Raw genomic sequence first — 18,054 nt, 5'->3', positions numbered from 1 at the left:
GCTTTCGAATCGGATTCTTCATGACGACGTTGCGCCAGGATGTTGAAATCATCAATAAGCTGGGCTTGCATGCCCGGGCATCAGCCAAGTTTACGCAACTGGCCGGCACCTTCCAGAGTGAGGTTTGGCTCGAGCGCAACGGCCGGCGCGTCAACGGCAAAAGCATCATGGGTGTCATGATGCTGGCTGCCGGTAAAGGGACCACCGTCGCCATCGAAACCATCGGTGACGACGCTGAGCCGGCTATGCAGGCGCTGGTGGGCCTGATCAACGATTATTTTGGCGAAGGCGAATAAGGCATGAGTTTTACCCTCCACGGTCTTGGCGTATCCGGTGGTATTGCCATCGGACAGGCACAGCTGTTGTCGCATGCCACCCTGGAGGTGTCTCACCTCACGCTGCCGGCAAGGCAGCTGGAGAAGGAAGTTCTGCGCTTTGAAAAAGCCGTCGAGCGCGTGCGCGAGGAGTTGGAAATCCTGCGCAGCGACATGGCAGAATCGGCGGCAGAAATGCGCGCCTTCCTCGACGTACATAGTTTGATTCTGCAGGATCCCGAGCTGGTTGATGTCCCGAAATCCCTGATCCGGACCCGGGGTTGTAATGCCGAATGGGCGCTTGTCCAGCAGATGGATGCCCTGGTCAAACAGTTCGAAGCCTTTGACGATCCATACCTGCGTGAACGCAAAGCCGATGTCGTGCAAGTGGTGGAACGAGTCATCAAGGAGCTGATGGGTCGCTCCGGAAAAATTGGTCGTTCCAGTAAAACGACCAAAGGCGTTAAGGAAGATGAGCAGATCATCGTGGCACACGATCTGCCGCCATCGGATCTGATCAGTTTTAAAGAGCATCGCTTTGCGGCATTCGTGACCGATGTCGGTGGTGCCACATCGCATACTGCCATTCTGGCGCGCAGCATGGCGATTCCCGCCGTGGTGGGTTTGCGCGGCGCGCGGGAAGTCATCAAAGATGGCGAGCTGCTGATTGTTGACGGTTTCCGTGGCGTCATCATCATCAACCCGGATGAGCGAGTGCTTGAAGAGTATCGTCTGCGTAAAACACAGATCGAACTCGAGCGCAGCAAACTCAAGCGCCTGAAAAAAGCCGAGGCGCTGACGCTCGATGATCTTCATATCGATCTGCTGGCCAACATTGAATTGCCGGATGACGTACAGGCCGCCAAGGATAACGGTGCTGATGGTATTGGTTTGTTCCGCACCGAGTTTCTGTTTCTCAACCGTCGCGAAATTCCCTCGGAAGATGAGCAGTACGAAGCCTATCGCAAAGTTGTGAAGGGCATGGCCGGCAAACCGGTGGTCATTCGTACCTATGATCTGGGTGCGGATAAAACCCTCGATCAGGCGCGTAGCGCCATCAATCCGGCACTCGGTCGGCGTGGTATCCGTTTATCGTTATCTGAGCCGGCCATGTTTGGCATTCAGTTGCGTGCTATTTTGCGGGCGGCTCGTTTTGGTCCGGTGCGCATTCTGATTCCCATGATCTCCAATGTGCAGGAAGTGGATGCCACCCGAACTGCCATTGATCGTGCCCGAGAAGAGCTGCGCGATCGCCGCGTGGCTTTTGGGGAAGACATCCAGCTGGGGGGCATGATCGAGATCCCGGCGGCAGCACTGGCGCTCAATATGTTCCTCAAGCGTCTCGATTTCGTATCCATTGGGACGAATGATTTGACGCAATACACCCTGGCGATCGACCGTGGTGATGAAGAGGTCGCTGATCTCTACGATTCACTCCATCCGGCCGTGCTGATGCTGATTGCGCACACGCTGGCCGGTGCTGAAAAATCCGGCGTCCCGGTATCGATTTGCGGTGAGCTGGCCGGCAATCCCAAGCTGACACGTTTGCTGCTCGGTATGGGGCTGCGTCACTTCTCGATGCACCCTTCGCAGATTCTTGAAGTCAAACAGCAGATCCTGACCTCCGATGTAGGACAATTGACACCGATGGTGCGTAAACTCCTGCGCCTTGATGATGCTGCACAGATTCGTGAACAGATTCGTCGCCTGAATTCGACGCCGGCCGATAGCCTGGCCAGATAAAAGAACAACATGACAGATGTAACTCCCGGTTCGGTTGGCCTCGTCAAGCCACAGACCTTTCACTCGACGGTACCGCTGCCGCTTAAGAGTGGCGCAGCCCTGCCCGAATTCTCGCTGGTCTATGAGACCTACGGCATGCTGAATGCCGATGCCAGTAATGCGGTACTGATCTGTCACGCGCTATCGGGGAGCCATCATGTGGCAGGCTACACCGACCCGGCAGACCCTGAAACCAGCGCCGGTTGGTGGGATAACCTGGTGGGCCCCGGCAAACCGCTGGACACCCACAAATTTTTTGTTGTCGGCGTGAACAACCTGGGGGGCTGCTACGGCTCGAGTGGCCCGAATACACGTCACCCGCATACCGGCAAGCTGTATGGTGCCGACTTTCCGGTGGTCACCGTGGAAGACTGGGTCGAGGCACAAGCCCGGTTAGCGGATCATCTGGGCGTGCGCTGCTGGGCGGCCGTCGTTGGTGGTTCACTCGGTGGCATGCAGGCCCTGCAATGGACGCTGGCCTACCCGGATCGGCTCAAGCATGCTGTGGTGATTGCCTCCGCGCCCAAGCTCACGGCACAGAACATCGCTTTTAATGAAGTTGCCCGTCAAGCCATTCTCACGGACCCGGAGTTTCATGGTGGGCACTACTATGAACAGGGTGTGGTACCGGCGCGTGGTTTGAAGCTGGCCCGCATGCTCGGCCATATTACGTATCTTTCAGACGACCAGATGGCCGAAAAATTTGGGCGTTCGCTCAAAGACGGTGCGCTCAAATACAGTTACGACACCGATTTCCAGATCGAATCCTACCTGCGTTATCAGGGGGAAAAGTTCTCCGGCTATTTCGATGCCAACACCTATTTGCTGACCACCAAAGCACTGGATTATTTTGATCCGGCAGAAACTACCGGCGACAATCTGGATGCCGCGCTGGCACCCGCCAAAGCCGATTTTCTGCTGGTAGCCTTTACGACGGACTGGCGTTTTTCGCCGGAGCGCAGCCGCGAAATCATGACCGCACTGGTGCATAACGGCCGCCGCGTCAGCTATGCTGAAATCGACAGCGTGCACGGGCATGACTCCTTCCTGCTGGATGACGCGCAGTATCACGCTGTCCTCCGTACCTATTTCGAAGAGGTGGTGCTATGAACGCCCCACGTAAACCCGTGCGTCTGGATCTGACGACGCTGCGTGCCGACCTCGATGCTATTGCCGGCTGGATCGCGCCCGGAGAACGGGTGCTAGATCTGGGTTGTGGTGATGGCACGCTGCTACGTCGGCTCATGGATGAAAAGCAGGTCATTGGCTACGGCATTGAAAAAGACCCGTCTTCAGTGCTGGCCTGTCTCAGATCCGGCGTAAACGTGATTCAGGTGAATCTGGAGCGCGGTCTGGCCGGTTTCGAGACCGGGGCTTTTGATCACGTCATCATGTCACTTTCGCTGCAGATGATTCAGAACACCGTCGGCCTGCTCAACGAGCTGTTGCGTGTTGGCCGTGAGGCAGTGGTGTCGTTCCCCAACTTTGGTTACTACACGCATCGTCAGGCTATCCTTAAAGGCCGCATGCCGGTATCCGAGAGTCTGCCCTATCAATGGTTCGATACGCCGAACGTGCGCTTTTTTACCATTGCCGACTTCGAGGCGTTGTGCGCGGAACAGGGTATCGTGATCCATGAAATCATTGCCCTGGATAACGGTGCGCGTGTGCACGAAGATATTAACTTCCTAGGTGATACCGCGATCTGCCGGCTGGGTCGTGCATGAGCAGCGTTGAATCGACCCTGAAGCCCAGTGTGTGGCGCGCCCTCTGGACGCGCCACATGGCTATTTGCGTGCTGATCGGTTTTGCCTCAGGTCTGCCGCTGTATCTGCTGTTGAACCTGGTGCCTGCCTGGTTGCGTTCCAGCGGCGTTGATCTCAAAACCATCGGTCTTTTTGCGCTGATCCAGTTTCCTTACACGTGGAAGTTTCTCTGGGCACCACTGCTGGATCGTTACGGGTTGAATTTCCTCAAGCTCGGGCGACGTCGGGGCTGGATGCTGGTGACGCAGCTGGGCCTGGTCGGCGCTATTGGTGTTCTCGGGGGTTATGATCCGCACAGTGGTATCAGCACCATCATGTTGATTGCTGCCCTGGTGGCCGTGTTCTCGGCGACGCAGGATATTGCGCTGGATGCCTTTCGCCGTGAGCTGCTCAGTGATGAAGAGCTGGGCCTCGGCAATTCGGTATTTGTGAATGCCTATCGTGTGGCCGGGCTGGTGCCAGGCTCCGTGTCGCTGATTCTGGCGGACCACCTTCCCTGGAACGAAGTCTTCTGGATTACCGCCGCCTTCATGCTGCCAGGAGTATTGTGTACCTTCTGGGTGAAAGAACCGAGTGGTGATGATCTTGCCCCCCGCACCCTGAAGCAGGCGGTGGTTGAACCCTTTAACGAATTCATTCACCGGGCCGGCTGGAAGAGTGCGCTGACCGTGCTGGCGTTTATCTTCTGCTACAAACTGGGCGACTCCCTGTGTACCGCGCTGGCCACGCCTTTCTATCTGGACATGGGTTACGCCAAAAGCGACATCGGTCTGGTCGCTAAAAATGCCGGGCTATGGCCGGCCGTGATCGGTGGTTTGCTGGGCGGCTTGTGGATGGTTAAGCTGGGCATCAACCGCGCCCTCTGGCTCTTCGGTGTGGTGCAGGTGGTGTCTATTTTCGGGTTTGCCTGGTTGGCCGCCGCCGGAACCCAGAGCAGCATTGGTCCGGCCGAGCTCACCAGTCTGGCCATCGTCATCGGTTTTGAAGCGTTGGGCGTCGGTCTGGGCACGGCGGCTTTCGTGGCCTTTATTGCCCGCTCGACCAATCGAGCCTACACCGCCACGCAGTTCGCCCTGTTTACCAGTCTGGCCGCTGTGCCACGCACCTTGGTCAATGCTTCGGCCGGTTGGCTGGTCGAGCAGTTGGGTTGGTATGGCTTCTTCTGGTTGTGTGCGGTGCTGGCCATTCCGGGCATGCTGTTGCTGTTCAAGGTGGCACCCTGGTCGGAAGACGATTTTGGCAAACGCGGCAACACCGCCAGTGAGGCATCGGCTTCATGAGTGCACAAGCATTGATCACCGCCGCCCATCGGCTATCCGACAAACTCAGCGGACTGACGTTTTCGGCGCCGGTCTCCCATGTGTATAACCCGCTGGATTATGCGGGTGCCGCACATGACCAGTATCTGACCCAGTGGGGCGCACACCCGCAGCCACGCCGGGTCATTTTCCTGGGGATGAACCCTGGCCCCTTCGGGATGGTGCAGATCGGCGTGCCTTTTGGCGAAGTGAGTATTGTGCACGAATGGTTACGCGTTAATGCCCCGATTCGTCAGCCACTGCACATGAACCCCAAGCGCCCGATTGAAGGCTGGGCATGTACACGCTCCGAGGTGAGTGGTCGCCGTTTATGGGGCTTGTTCCGTGAGCGTTTTCAAACACCGGAAGCGTTTTTTGCCGAACACTTTGTTGCCAACTATTGCCCCCTGGCCTTCTTTGACCAGGGTCGCAACGTCACGCCGGATAAATTGCTCGCCGCAGAAATGGCGCCGGTTATCGCAGCCTGTGACGAACATCTGCGTACCCTGGTACAAACCATGCAGCCAGACTGGGTCATCGGTGTCGGCGCTTATGCCCAAGCCCAGGCCGAACGGGCGCTGGCCAGTGGTGTGCATCAACCCAAAATCGGCCGGGTACTACATCCGAGCCCGGCGTCACCAGCCGCCAATAGGGGTTGGGCGGAGGCTGCAACGAAGCAGTTGATCGAGCAGGGTCTCTGGCTGGCTTAAGACTGAATACGGTCGCCTGGTCTATGAACCCCACAAGGTGGAAAGTGGTGCCGCCCAGATGCCGTTCCCTAAAGGCATTGTCTCGGCACCGTCGTACAGCAATACGCCCATCTTGAATTGGCTACCCGCGAGGTTCGCCAGCTTTTTCAGCCCACGAAGATCTCTTTCCATGACGGTGGCGGCCGCTTTGACTTCGATCCCTACCAGCTCTCCAGCAGCGTTCTCAATGACGATATCGACCTCGAACTTATCCGCATCCTGGTAGTACATCAGGCGATAGTCGCCATCTGCTGTGGTTGTGTGCTTGAGCAGTTCACCAAAAACGAAGGTCTCCAGCACATTGCCAAACCGCGTGCGGTCCTGGTGTGCTTCTTCGGCGGTCAGATCCAGTAACGCCGCCAGTAAGCCGGAATCAACGAACTGCAGCTTTGGCGTTTTCACGACCCGGTTCAGACGGTTGCGTGCCCAGACATCGATGCGCTTAAGCAGGTACATATGCTCAAATACGCCAACGTAACGTGCGGCGGTCTTGCCATCCAGGCCGACCTGGCCGCCAAGTTGGGTGTAATTGCACATCTGCCCCGCTGTTTGTGCCAGCGCACGCAGGAACCGTGGTAGCTGGTCGAGCTTTTCAATACCTGCCACATCACGAACATCGCGCTTTATGATCGCGTCGATGTACTGACGCGCCCACGCCACGCGGCGCTTAACCGACAAGCGCGAAATTGCTTCGGGATAGCCGCCACGCAGTACGCGCTCGATGAGATCATCGCCCAGTGCGGGCTTATCTACGCCGAGTATACGGCCCGCGAAGGCGCTATCGATCCAGTTTGCCGAGTGCCGCTCGATTTCACTTTGTGACAACGGCAGCAAAGAGAGTGTTTCCATCCGGCCGGCGAGTGAGTCGGCGACAGTTGGCAGCGCCATCAAGTTGGCCGATCCGGTTAGCAGGAAACGGCCAGGACGCCGATCCTCATCCACACTCTTCTTGATGGCTAGGAGCAACTGCGGTGCCCGCTGGATTTCATCGATCACGGCGCGATCTAGGCTGCGAATCATCCCGACCGGGTCTTCATGTGCTGACAACAATGTTAGCTCATCGTCCATGGTCAGGTAGCGCAACACGTTTTGCTCTGCGCTTTGCCGCACCAGCGTTGTCTTGCCGGCCTGACGAGGGCCTGCCAGCAACACGACCGGCGTGTCCAGCAGGGATTCAGCGATGCGCGGTTCGATCAGGCGCGGGAAAAGAGAAAGCGTATTCAAGAGGCCAAAATATCGTAAATTACGGAATCTGACGGCGTAAATTTTGGATACGGGGTCGGATTCGTTGGCGATCTACCTCTTATCTGAGCACGCTGCTTACTATGTATAAAGCGAAGATCAAGTCTGCGGTGCCCAACGATATGGCCAGATAGCGATCAGCTTTCTGATGAGCCATCATCTTGCCTTTGTCCTGCAGGTTGAAGGAATACACCGTCACCATGAAGTAAATCAGCGATTGTAGTAACCCGAAGAGCACAATCTGTTCGGCAATAGTGATGTGGTTGCTTTCGGGCAGTTGCGTCAGTATCAGATAATGCGATGAAACCAGCGCAAAAATCGCCGTAGTACCCACGCCGAAACGGGCGCTCTGTGTGGTCGGCAACAGCGATGTAAAGAACAGAATCAGAATGGCTACTACGGGCGCAAAGATCAGTTTCAACCCCGACATCATGCTGATGCGAGAGAGCAAAAGTTCATAGTTCAATTGCGAAGACACAAAAGCATCATCATTCTTGCCATCGGAGTAACCGAAGTTGGTCGGGTACTCGTTAAACGTCATGAAGGCGTTGTCGCCGTCAACCCGCCAACCCGGAATCTCCAGACGCGGGTTTAATCGCATGTGGGTTTGATCCAGTCGGTAGTTCACTGCCTGGGTGCTCTGCTCCATTTCTTCAATCTGAATCAGCAGCTTTTGTGCATCGAAGGGAAATTTCTCGATATCAAATTTATTCGGGACGGTCGCCACAATATCCACACCGGCCCAGTGCATATCGGATTGGCCCATTAGGCCATCATATTCATCGCGCCGGTTATTGATGGTGGCACCCTTGATGGTGAAGGTTTTATTCGGGTGCAGGTTAGGATTCTGCCAGCGAAACCACAGCGTCATATCCACCATATAGTTGCCCTTCACATAGGAAAGGCTATCCACACGGTTGATGTAGATGCCAACGTCAACCTTGTTGTCGTCGCTGGCCGGTGTGGCAAACACCAGGCCAGGCAGCAACGTGAGGCAAATCAATAATAGGCGTTTTAAGGCAGACATCATGGCAAATCCGTGGGTTAAATCAGGGTGAAGTGTACCGAGTTTCCGTCTTAATCAGCACATAACCTATTCTTTCACCCATACACTCCCAATTTGGGTCGATTTGACGTGAATGCCAAGTTATTACGAAGTTGCTTTTGAAGTGCATCATGCAGGTCAAATGTCGGAATATGTCGTAATCCGTCGGATTTTGGTTGCTATAAGTCAATAGTATTAAACTAGAATCTGTTTTAATTACGTGCCAAATTACAAACGCACGCTTTTTGTACCTGTCAAGAAAGTGTTAGGGTAATCATGGCTCTCCGGATTCTTATTGTCGAAGATGATGCGCTATTCAGAGATACATTGCGTGACATCTTGAATCTAGAGGGCTTTACTGCCGATGGGGTCGGCTCAATCGCAAGCTACCAAGCCTGGCGTAAGTCTCATTCGTGTGACGTTTTGATCATTGATCGCAATCTGCCGGATGGCGATGGTCTGGATGTCGTGAAGTCGCATCGTCAAACTGAATCGGGTCCCGTCATCTTTATTAGCTGCAGAGGGGATATTGAGGATCGAATTCTTGGTATAAATGCTGATGCTGATTATTATTTCGTTAAACCGGTTGTCATAGATGAGGTGGTTGCAGTATTACAGCGTCTTTCAAGAAGATCCAAAATTATTTATTCACTCGGCGTAAATAGCTGGATTTTGAATGCGGTTAATTGGCGATTGATAAGTCCAAATGGTTCCTCAGTGGAGCTTACGTGGAATGAATTGGTGTTTCTAAATTGCTTTGTGGAAAAGCCAGGGATCGCGGTAGAAAAAAGTCAGATTGTGAAAGCGTTTCCAAGGGAGACGGGGACCTATGACGCACGGAGCCTCGAAATACTTGTACGTCGATTGCGAGAAAAAACCAAGACAATAATAGGGAATGAAATACCCCTGGCTACAGTGTATGGCAAAGGATATGCTTTCAACGGTGAGTTAAGTTCAACATCGGAGTAAGGCCGATGTCTACACGATGAACGCCTCCAGATATTTCCGGCTTGTCTTTCTATGCGCAGTCCTGTGGTGCTCCCAGGTATTTGCGTTGGTGGTTGACAATCCATCAGAGCCGACCAATCCCGCGGAATTTGCACAGACGCTGAGGGACCCGACATCACATCTCAGTTATGAACACATACAAAGCGATGCCTACCAGAGAGCGTTTTCGAACGCCAAAGTCTCAGGGCAGGATCTTAATTTCGGATTTACCCAGGACACGTACTGGATAAAGTTATCACTTGCCCGATCACCTGGTTTGCAAGACAACTGGATCTTGTCGATCCCTTACCAGACATTAGACAAAGTAGACCTGTATGCACCGGGGATGCCAGCCGTCGAGACGGGTAACCTACAACCCTTTAACTCACGGCCGATCAAAGACCGATTCTTTGTTTTCCCGATCCAGCTGAGTGCTGAACCACAGAATTTCTACCTGCGGGTTCATTCGCAATATTCGTTAACCCTGCCTATTGAAATATGGTCACCGCAAGCGTTTTATGAGCAAAGCCAGGAGCGGTCGATCCTGCAAGGCGTTTATTTTGGCGAGTTACTGGCGTTACTTATCTACAACTTCATCCTATTCCTATATTTAAGGGATAAGACATTTCTGTTCTATACCCTGTTTGGTGTTTCCATCGGGTTGGCAATGTTTGCCGGCAATGGATACGGGCGGGTTTATTTCTGGCAAGACATGCCTCAATGGGATCAAGTCGCGCAGTGTACATGCCTTAGCTTTGCCTCATTGTTCGGCATCTGCTTTACCAAGTACTTTCTCAATACGGCAGCTAGCAGTCCGTTGGTCGACAAAGTACTAACGGGGCTCGCTATATGTTTTCTATTGATCTCCGCCCTGTTGCCGGTCTCGCACTACACCGCGTTTCTTATGGAGTATCTTTTTATCGCCTTCGCCATCATTGCGCCATTGACCACCTTGATCATGTTTGCCGCTGGCGTAGTGGCACTTCGCGCGTGCCGATGGGAGGCACGGTTTTTTCTGCTGGCATGGGGGGTGTTGTGGGCAGGTGGGTTTATTGCCGCTATGCGTTCGTTCGGATTGGTCCCTTCAATGCCCATCACCAATTATGCCGTACAGATAAGCTCGGGCTTTGAAATGCTTCTACTGTCATTTGCTCTGGCCGATCGCATTCGCATAGAACGGCAGGCTAACGAACACAATCAGCTTGAAAAGCTATCTGTCGAGCAAGAGTTGGTTCGCACACTAAAAGATGCAGAACAAAGATTGGAAAGCACCGTTGCCAAGCGGACGAAAGAGCTAGAGACCTCACTTGCCAACGAGCGGAAGATGCGACAGATGCTCACGAGGTTCGGGGCTTTTATTTCCCACGAGTTCAGAAACCCATTGAATCAGATTGAAAGCCAGATTGCGCTCTATAAGCGTGAAAAGCTTCGCCAAATCGATAACAGTGATAAACGGCTATCTGCCATATCTGGGGCGACGCGCCACTTGGCTGAACTTTTTGAACGTTGGCTAAAAGCAGCTCGTATGAATTACGAGCTTAACCGAGCGGATGCCGAAGTGATTGAACTGAATGACTGGTTGCTGTCTTTCATTCGGGCAATAGAACCGCTTTACCCAGAGAACACCTTTGTGTGGGAATCAGCGACAGATACACAACTCTTCGCCGATCCCCGATTGCTGAACTCAGCCTTGCTGAACCTGATTGATAACGCCTGTAAGTACTCGGAAAAAGGCAGTGTCGTCCATGTCGCTGTTGAGAAAAATCAGGATGTGACAGGCATTTCGGTTACAGACCAGGGACAAGGTATTTCCCAAGAAGATCAGACCAACATATTTGAAGAGTACGTTCGGGTTGAATCTAGTCGCAGCATATTTGGTTTGGGTCTTGGGCTTGCGTTCGTGCAACAAATCTTGAAGCTGCACGGCGGGCGTGTAGAGCTGCGGAGTCAACCTGGCGTAGGGAGTACGTTTATCATGTGGTTCCCGAATTATCGGTCAGCGTCATCGTAGGGCTTAACGAATTCGAAGTTTAGCGGAGCGGCAGTTCGCTCATACACTATGCGCAATTTTCATCAACAAAGCTTAAATGCGCTACCCAAAGGATTGATTATGTATCCTGGATTTTTCCCGTTTGCTTGTTTGCTGTTTGCCATATTTATGATCATGACTGGCAAAAAAGGTTTCTATGCAGCGATATGGCTAACAGTTGTCTTAACTGCTGTCAGCGCAGTTTATTATAGTTCCGCGGATCTCCCGCTTTTAAGAACCTATCATTGGTGATCTTGTGAAAACATTGACATTAAAGCAGCTAGAAATCGGTAATGCATTAGCATTGTTTGGAAGTGCTATGCTGGTTGCCATGGCTTTTTCGATGCAAATCATTTTATCCGAGTTGCCATGTGCATTATGTAATCTTCAGCGTTTGGCCTTTTTGTTGTTTGGCTGTGGTTTGTTCGTCGTGCTTATCCACCCCAGTAGATATCGTGGTGGCTACTTGGTAAGCGGTATCGGAGCAATTGTTGGGGCATGTACTGCTATTACACAGGTGTTTATTCACATTTTGCCGAATGACGAAGGGGGGGTGGGGTCACCGATTTTAGGCTTCCATCTTTATGCTTGGTGCTTCGTTCTTTTCATTTTGGCTGTCGTATACACATTAGTTCTTCAATCTCTCCATCCGGCCGTGAGAGAAGAGCGTGGAGAAGAGTCAGTGCTTCAACGATATAAGCGCCATCCGACTGCGGTCAGAATGTCAATTGCCTTTTATATTTTCGTATCAGTCATTGCAACATCATCAGCCTTTGTGGCTAATGGATTTGGTCCTTTTCTCGAAGGGGGGCAACAAAACTACTGGCTTATTGAAGTGGTGAAGCACCCTGGCGATACCATTACCAAAGATATGCTTATGCAAAAGAAAAACTGACTTAGGTGCTAGTTATTCAAGGTAGATGCTTGGTGCTTTCCCACCGGTCTTCTAGGATCTGCGCTGTTATTGAAATTGCTAGACTTGCAATTGGGTTAAGAATTACCTGGAGCTCAGGTACGAATTTATAGAGCCAATATGAACAAACGACGATTGCTAGAAGTGCTGTGTAAAGTAGGATGTAAATCGCAGCACGAAAAAATCGGCTAAGTTTATGAAAGTTAATTGTGAGCCATAGTTTTGAAGTTAGCGTTAGCGTGGCTACTTGAGCGAGTGCTAGTACGCCTCCGTGAATCGGGCTAACCTGCGAAACGTCGATCACGGTCTCGTGAAACCAAATAGTAACAAGGCAAGAGAGGATGAAGATGCCGGCGATCATGCGACTGTAGGTGCGTTGGCAAATCTTTCCTGGTGTAAGAAAAATTAATCCGATACAAAGCAGAGTCCAAATGATAAAGAGTACGTCATTAATAGATAGCATGATTAAAGGCTTTCAAGCTGGCTAAGGTTGAGTTTTTGCCATGAGATCCTCACGTATCCGCTGACGAGCATAGCGCTTGCACTCCTTGCCGAGACTATCGAAGAACATTTGCATCGAAAACAAACGCAGTTCGTCGTACGTTACGAATAAAGATTGATCTTTAAGACCAGAGGTTAGGTATTGTGCTATTCGCGTAAGTTGAAACAAAAGATCTTTCGGAACCTGACACGGGATCGAAAGCATGGCGGTGCACCAGTCCAATATTCCTACCGTAAACATGGATACTTATAGTGGCTTGATCAGTCAAATCGTTGGCAACCTCGTGTACATCACCAATCGTAGGGCTGACAGCAGAAACTTGTCCTGGGTGAAGTAAGGATGGTGAAAGCGCTAGATAGTTGCCATCAACTTGTTTTACATAGGGCGTTTCCCGCTCGCGGCCTCTGAGGCAACCTACCAACCCCCAGGTCAGATGATCATGCACAGGGGTCTTTTGGCCTGGGCCCCAGACAAAGCTAACAACTGAAAGCCTATCTAATGGATCTGCGTAAAGCAGATATTTTTGATAGTTACTGGGATGGGAGATTGCATATGCTTCTGGAAGCCAATCATCCTTTGAAACGAGTTCAACCAGAAGATCATGACCTTTTTGTAGTAAATGATCCTCAGTGAGTTTTGCCTCTACAAGAGTCATCATCACTTTTACAAAGTTCAGCAGCTTTTTGTTCATATGAAATAACGATGTGGGATGCTAATACCAGCCATTTAAAAGGGAGTACGATCTTCTTACTTATCTCTAGAAAATTCTTGACATCCTAAACGTTTCATCAGTCCATCTGAATTTAATTGATCTGGGTTTTCGGCCATTATTAGTGCAGCAGGACTAATTAAGAAGTGACTAGTTTTGCTAGCGTGAAGCGGCAAGGACATGACGCTGCTGAGCTTGTCAGAATTTGTTTCCATCCACGCTGCAAAACTTGGTCCGTTGATTTTGTTCGCGCCTTCTAATCCTGCCTTGAGCGCATATACAGATTCATAGGTATAAACGACAACCAGCGGTGCGTAATGATTATAATTGGTGGGATCATGTGCAAATAGTCGCTTTTTGAATTTGCTATAGTTGGATGCGCCCAATACGTCCCCTGGACAATAAGTTAATTCTTTGTAGTTCAGCGCGACCACATCCTTATAAGCCGCCGGCCCGCCTATCTTCACGGCGTTGTCGGCTTGAGCCGCTAATGTGATGTTGCCAACCACATTGATTCCCCAGCCCATCTCTTGGCGATTCTTAAGAATGTAGCCGCTATCGGAGCCAGTCCCGGTAAGTGCAATCAGATATTCTGGATTAGTTTGACGTAGCGCCGATAATTGTGGCGTCATATCAGTTGCGTGAATAGCATATTGTTGAACGTCTTTTAGTTCAATATTCCGACTAGTGAGCTCCCTTTTCAAGGCTATTGCCGTCGAAGCAGCTTGCGCACCATCATCATGAATAATTGCTACCGAATGTGCTTGTACAGTAGTGGCGAGGTAAGTGGCAATCGACTCTGCCTGTGTATCTGCACTCGGTAGCATACTGAAATGATAGGGGCCCATCGCTGGAGTCATTGCTGATGAACCCGTGACGCTTACTGAAGGAATCTCAGCTGCATTCAGGATGGGAATAGTTGCTAGAGTCATCTGACTGGAAATCGGGCCTATCAGGGCAGCAATCTTTTCAGTCTGTACTAAACGACGCATTTCCGTCACGGCTTCAAGAGGGCTGGAACGATCATCACCAAGAACAACAACAACTTGGCGCCCCAGAATCCCCCCTGCAGCGTTAATTTCCGCCACTGCAAGATTTACCCCAGCGATTCCGTTAAAGCCATTCTGATTATAAGGCCCCGTGAATGAAGACAGAAAACCAAGTTTAATAGGCTCCTGAGTATTTGCGGTATTTCCATTCGAGCTACCACTGCCACATGCGCCTAAAGTCAGGATTGTTAGCATGCACAACAAAATTTTTTGAATTTTACCTGTGTCGAATGTCATGGTGGTCCAGTACTATTTATTTATGCCTTCATAGAGATTAGCTTCGAGAAAGTCTTTCTAGGAGGTAGCCGTTAGAGAATGTTTCAATCGGATGGCCGTGGCAAATCACCAGATTTGCCACGGATCAAGTCAGTATTAATATTTGATGTACTGGCCTAGTGATGAGACCATTTCAACTTCAGGGCCGTTCTTAAACTTGAGCGCTTGGCTATCGCCTGTAAGTTGGCAGTCGTAGCTTACGCAAGCCATCCATGCTGTGTAACGATAGTTTCTGGAGTATTCGAACATCAGATATACGGCATAAGAAAAACCATCTTTGTCGATGAAAGACACCCAGGTGAAGTTTGTAGCACTTTGACCCCAGTCTTCCATCCGCACTTTATAAGATTGATCATCTCTCGGGCTATAGAATGCCGCGGAACCGCCATTGCCTTTGCTAAATTTCACGACGGTTTGGTCGCGACGACTTTCGTTATTGTAGGCTACAACCCAAGGCATGTTGCCCCAATATTTATAGCCGGAATCTTTGTAGGTATCAGTTTTGACAGAGTTATCGTATTCTCGCCACGCACCGATGACCAAGCCACTGGGAACCAGGACACCAAGCACATTCGCCGGATCGTTTGCATCAGAGCGACCTTGGCTGTTGTAGTAATAGCGCGCTTTAGATCGACTGTTGGCGTTGACTTTATAGTTGTAGTAGCTATTTTTACATTCGCTGACAATGTAGTTGTCGTTAACATTAGTGTTCGGCGCAAACCAACCAGTTATCGCCGGGTATTTGCTGACACCTGCATCACCGGCTTGAGCACAATCCCGTTCAACCATTTTGGCCATCAGCGTTGTGTTCAACCCATCGTAGATATTAAAAAAGCCTTCATTGCCAAGCACAGTTCTATAATCGGCAACCATTTTAGTTTGTTGTTTGTTAAAGAGTTTCTTAATATCCTCAACGGCGCTCGCATAAGAGCTGACTCCGGGTGGCAATGGGAAGTCGTTAGCCACGATCGCCTGTGATGGTTGCACGACATCCTGGTATTTGTTTAAGACGGCATAAATGTCCTTAAATATTGGCAGCAATCCGGTTTGAGCGCCAAGTAAGAATGCAGAATTGGACGCAATGATCGCATTACAATTACCCCGAACCGTAATAAAATTTTCTGTCGAAGAATTGGGTAGCGAACTACATCTCGATTTGAGCGCATCCAGATAGGTGCTAAAGTTGGCGTTGCCTGTGACGTCAGCTATCACCTGAAGCATTTGTCGGTCTCCCGAAGGCTTAGATGGTGCATAAAGTATTTCCTTGATGTTTGCGCCACCTGCTGCAATGCCCTGATTCCAGCCCCCTTGTTTCTCAAAGTATTCAAGTAAAGACGTGGCCTTGTTCCTCTTAAGGAACTGCTGGTAGTTGCTGGCAACCTCGTTTGAGCGGTTGCGAAGATTTTCAAATTGTACGGTTTGCGTGTTTGCCGCCGCACTCGTGAGAAAGGACGTCAGTGCCCCTACGTTATTGCCTAGCATGTCAATGCTGGCTTGCAGGGTATCCAATTTGGCAAGCACGCTAGCAAAAGCCTCTGAAGATGTGCCGCAACCATCCTGGAAAATTTGCATAACCCCTTGAACGACGCCGCCAATGTACGGAAACATCCCGCCGACATTCTGTGTTTGGCCCAGGAAGGTTTGCAATTCAGCAGAGCAGCCACCAGCCTGTTGTGCATGAGCAATGTTAATTAACGAAACCGTGCCGCTACGCATGCTGTCGAACCAAGCAAATAGTTGTTCGAAAGGCGAACGTGCAGTTAGCTGGGTGGTGGTCGGTAATTCATTCGCGGAAGCGACATCCCAGTTCAACAGCCGTAAACGTAGTTCATCAAGAAATTTTTCTTCTGTCAACTCGGGGCTCTTCATCTGCTGCGCGTAGAACATCCCAACTTCTTCAAAGGGATCTGGTGTGCCGTCCGGACTTTGATAGTTAGTGAAGAAGGTTTGAAGCCGAGTAATTAATTCTTGCCAGTTTAATCCATCTTTAGACATTTTCTCGGTTAACAAACGATCAACAAGGTACAAACCCGTACTCAATTTAGTCAAACGAATGGACGAGTAGCTTGGCAAAGCAGATGGAAATTGAAATGCACCGATCATCCGGCCATCGGAACCAACGTAACGGACAGTGACACCTTGGTTGATTTCCGCCGGTAAGTAAAGGTAACAACCGTCGCTCTGGCAATTGACATCAGCATCAAAGAGAACCTGATCATCCTTTGTAATCACCGTTCCATGAGCAACGCTCAGGTTTCTGGGGTTCTCGACTTTGATTGTCGTCTTGGTGTCCGCAGGGGCTTGCGCGTTATTGCTCGTACCACCGCAGGCCGTTAAAAACAATGATGCTAAAGCTAGTAGCATTAGTCGAGTACGCATAGTTTTTCCATGAAGTATATGACTGAATCAGTTTCTCATTAAGAGTGGCTTTCTTGAGTCAATTTAACATTCGATCGGCTAGAACACTTGGCTCTATTCCGACCAATCACGACCAAATCCGACACTCCTGGAAAACAAGCGCTTCGTAGTCATTTTTTTTTTGATAATGTTCAGCATCATTTTTCTCAAAAAAGCGTGTCATGAAAAAATCGTTAGTAAATTTGAGTGTTTTATTTGTAGCCACCTCCTTGGTGGCATGCGGGAGCGGAAGTAACAACAGCTAAGCTGTTGCGAATCAAGACCCACAAGGGTTTTGGATGGGAACCAGTGCGACGGGCTACAATATCGCTGCGGTTGTTTTGGAGAATGGTCAATACTATTCGATGTTCTCAAAAGACGGCATCGTCGATGGTGCCAATTACGGTGCTATAACCGTTTCTGGGACGAACTTTAGCGGGAACTTGGATGACATCTACATTCCCGGTAATCAAACAAATAGCGGGACAATAAGCGGGTCATTTACCCCCAAGTCTAAGCTTCAAGGCATTGCCTCCTATAGCAACAATACGGTCGGTGCATTTATGACAACCTACAATGCTGCTTACGATACCCCGGCCACAATGTCGGCGATTGCTGGCCGATACGCTGGCCCATACAAAACGGGTGCATCAGCAGTCCTCAATATTGCTTTGGATGGCAATGTCGATGGAACGACCACGGCAGCGGGTGCTGCATTACCGAAATGTCTCATTACCGGTAAAGTCGCGCCTCGCCCCTCTGGCAAGAACGTTTACGACCTAACGCTGCTGTGGCATGACAACCACGCGCTCCCTGGTAATAGCTGTTGCATAGGCTCCGTGTGCGCCACAGGTATGCCTACCACGGGTATTGCGGTTCTGGATGTTACCAATGCCACAACGCTTTACACGGCTTGGATTAATTCTAAAAAAACCAGTGGATTCCTGTGGATGGGCCAGAAGCAATAATCGTTAGGTCTTCACTCCATTGCTCCGG

15 protein-coding genes are annotated in these 18,054 nt (G+C 50.8%); 10 read left to right on the top strand and 5 right to left on the bottom strand.

From position 1 onward, the window contains the following. The first annotated feature begins 20 nt into the window (after positions 1–20). From AC3GOJ_RS01020 to AC3GOJ_RS00995, 6 genes are read left to right on the top strand one after another with little or no spacing between them, the layout of a single operon-like run. Positions 21–296, top strand: a complete 276-nt coding sequence (locus AC3GOJ_RS01020) for an HPr family phosphocarrier protein (protein ID WP_488235587.1) — start codon at positions 21–23, stop codon at positions 294–296. Positions 297–299: 3 nt separating this feature from the next. Then, positions 300–2,057: a phosphoenolpyruvate--protein phosphotransferase gene (ptsP, locus tag AC3GOJ_RS01015; RefSeq protein ID WP_488235586.1), complete on the top strand. Its 1,758-nt coding sequence runs from the start codon at positions 300–302 to the stop codon at positions 2,055–2,057. Positions 2,058–2,066: 9 nt separating this feature from the next. Next, positions 2,067–3,206, top strand: a complete 1,140-nt coding sequence (gene metX / locus AC3GOJ_RS01010) for a homoserine O-succinyltransferase MetX (RefSeq protein WP_488235585.1) — start codon at positions 2,067–2,069, stop codon at positions 3,204–3,206. A 29-nt stretch (positions 3,207–3,235) separates the two neighbouring features. Then, entirely contained in the window at positions 3,236–3,823 is a 588-nt protein-coding gene (gene metW, locus AC3GOJ_RS01005; protein WP_488235705.1) for a methionine biosynthesis protein MetW, read from the top strand. After that, entirely contained in the window at positions 3,820–5,142 is a 1,323-nt protein-coding gene (locus AC3GOJ_RS01000; protein ID WP_488235584.1) for an AmpG family muropeptide MFS transporter, read from the top strand. The genes metW and AC3GOJ_RS01000 overlap by 4 nt, the downstream gene beginning before the upstream one ends. After that, positions 5,139–5,870: a uracil-DNA glycosylase family protein gene (locus tag AC3GOJ_RS00995; RefSeq protein ID WP_488235583.1), complete on the top strand. Its 732-nt coding sequence runs from the start codon at positions 5,139–5,141 to the stop codon at positions 5,868–5,870. Before AC3GOJ_RS01000 ends, AC3GOJ_RS00995 begins: the two co-directional genes overlap by 4 nt. A gap of 21 nt (positions 5,871–5,891) precedes the next feature. On the opposite strand, the gene AC3GOJ_RS00990 is transcribed toward AC3GOJ_RS00995, so the two are convergent. Both AC3GOJ_RS00990 and AC3GOJ_RS00985 read right to left on the bottom strand, forming a co-directional pair. Next, positions 5,892–7,133, bottom strand: a complete 1,242-nt coding sequence (locus AC3GOJ_RS00990; RefSeq protein ID WP_488235582.1) for an ATP-binding protein — start codon at positions 7,131–7,133, stop codon at positions 5,892–5,894. A gap of 79 nt (positions 7,134–7,212) precedes the next feature. Continuing rightward, entirely contained in the window at positions 7,213–8,181 is a 969-nt protein-coding gene (locus AC3GOJ_RS00985) for a ligand-gated ion channel (protein WP_488235581.1), read from the bottom strand. 291 nt (positions 8,182–8,472) lie between these two features. On the opposite strand from AC3GOJ_RS00985, the gene AC3GOJ_RS00980 reads away from it, so the two are divergent. From AC3GOJ_RS00980 to AC3GOJ_RS00970, 3 genes are all read left to right on the top strand, one after another. Further along, positions 8,473–9,165, top strand: coding sequence for a response regulator transcription factor (locus tag AC3GOJ_RS00980; RefSeq protein ID WP_488235580.1), 693 nt, complete (start codon positions 8,473–8,475; stop codon positions 9,163–9,165). An 88-nt stretch (positions 9,166–9,253) separates the two neighbouring features. Further along, positions 9,254–11,194, top strand: a complete 1,941-nt coding sequence (locus AC3GOJ_RS00975) for a sensor histidine kinase (RefSeq protein WP_488235579.1) — start codon at positions 9,254–9,256, stop codon at positions 11,192–11,194. A gap of 274 nt (positions 11,195–11,468) precedes the next feature. After that, on the top strand, positions 11,469–12,107 hold the full coding sequence (locus AC3GOJ_RS00970; RefSeq protein WP_488235578.1) for a disulfide bond formation protein B: 639 nt from the start codon (positions 11,469–11,471) through the stop codon (positions 12,105–12,107). Between the two features lie 641 nt (positions 12,108–12,748). On the opposite strand, the gene AC3GOJ_RS00965 is transcribed toward AC3GOJ_RS00970, so the two are convergent. The 3 genes from AC3GOJ_RS00965 to AC3GOJ_RS00955 all read right to left on the bottom strand — a co-directional run bounded on the left by AC3GOJ_RS00965 (position 12,749) and on the right by AC3GOJ_RS00955 (position 17,040). Continuing rightward, the gene (locus AC3GOJ_RS00965; protein ID WP_488235577.1) at positions 12,749–13,318 is read right to left on the bottom strand and encodes a cysteine dioxygenase family protein; all 570 of its coding nucleotides are present in this window, start codon (positions 13,316–13,318) and stop codon (positions 12,749–12,751) included. Between the two features lie 56 nt (positions 13,319–13,374). Then, entirely contained in the window at positions 13,375–14,622 is a 1,248-nt protein-coding gene (locus AC3GOJ_RS00960) for an ABC transporter substrate-binding protein (protein ID WP_488235576.1), read from the bottom strand. Between the two features lie 135 nt (positions 14,623–14,757). Then, a complete protein-coding gene (locus AC3GOJ_RS00955) occupies positions 14,758–17,040 on the bottom strand; it encodes a hypothetical protein (RefSeq protein ID WP_488235575.1) in 2,283 nt (760 codons plus the stop codon). A gap of 317 nt (positions 17,041–17,357) precedes the next feature. Between AC3GOJ_RS00955 and AC3GOJ_RS00950 the strand changes: the two genes are divergently transcribed. Continuing rightward, positions 17,358–18,026: a hypothetical protein gene (locus AC3GOJ_RS00950; protein ID WP_488235574.1), complete on the top strand. Its 669-nt coding sequence runs from the start codon at positions 17,358–17,360 to the stop codon at positions 18,024–18,026. Positions 18,027–18,054 lie beyond the last annotated feature (28 nt).

The organism is Fluviibacter sp., assembly GCF_057744235.1.
The sequence above is the reverse complement of the archived record's forward strand: the minus strand, read 5'-3'. Positions and strand labels throughout refer to the sequence as shown.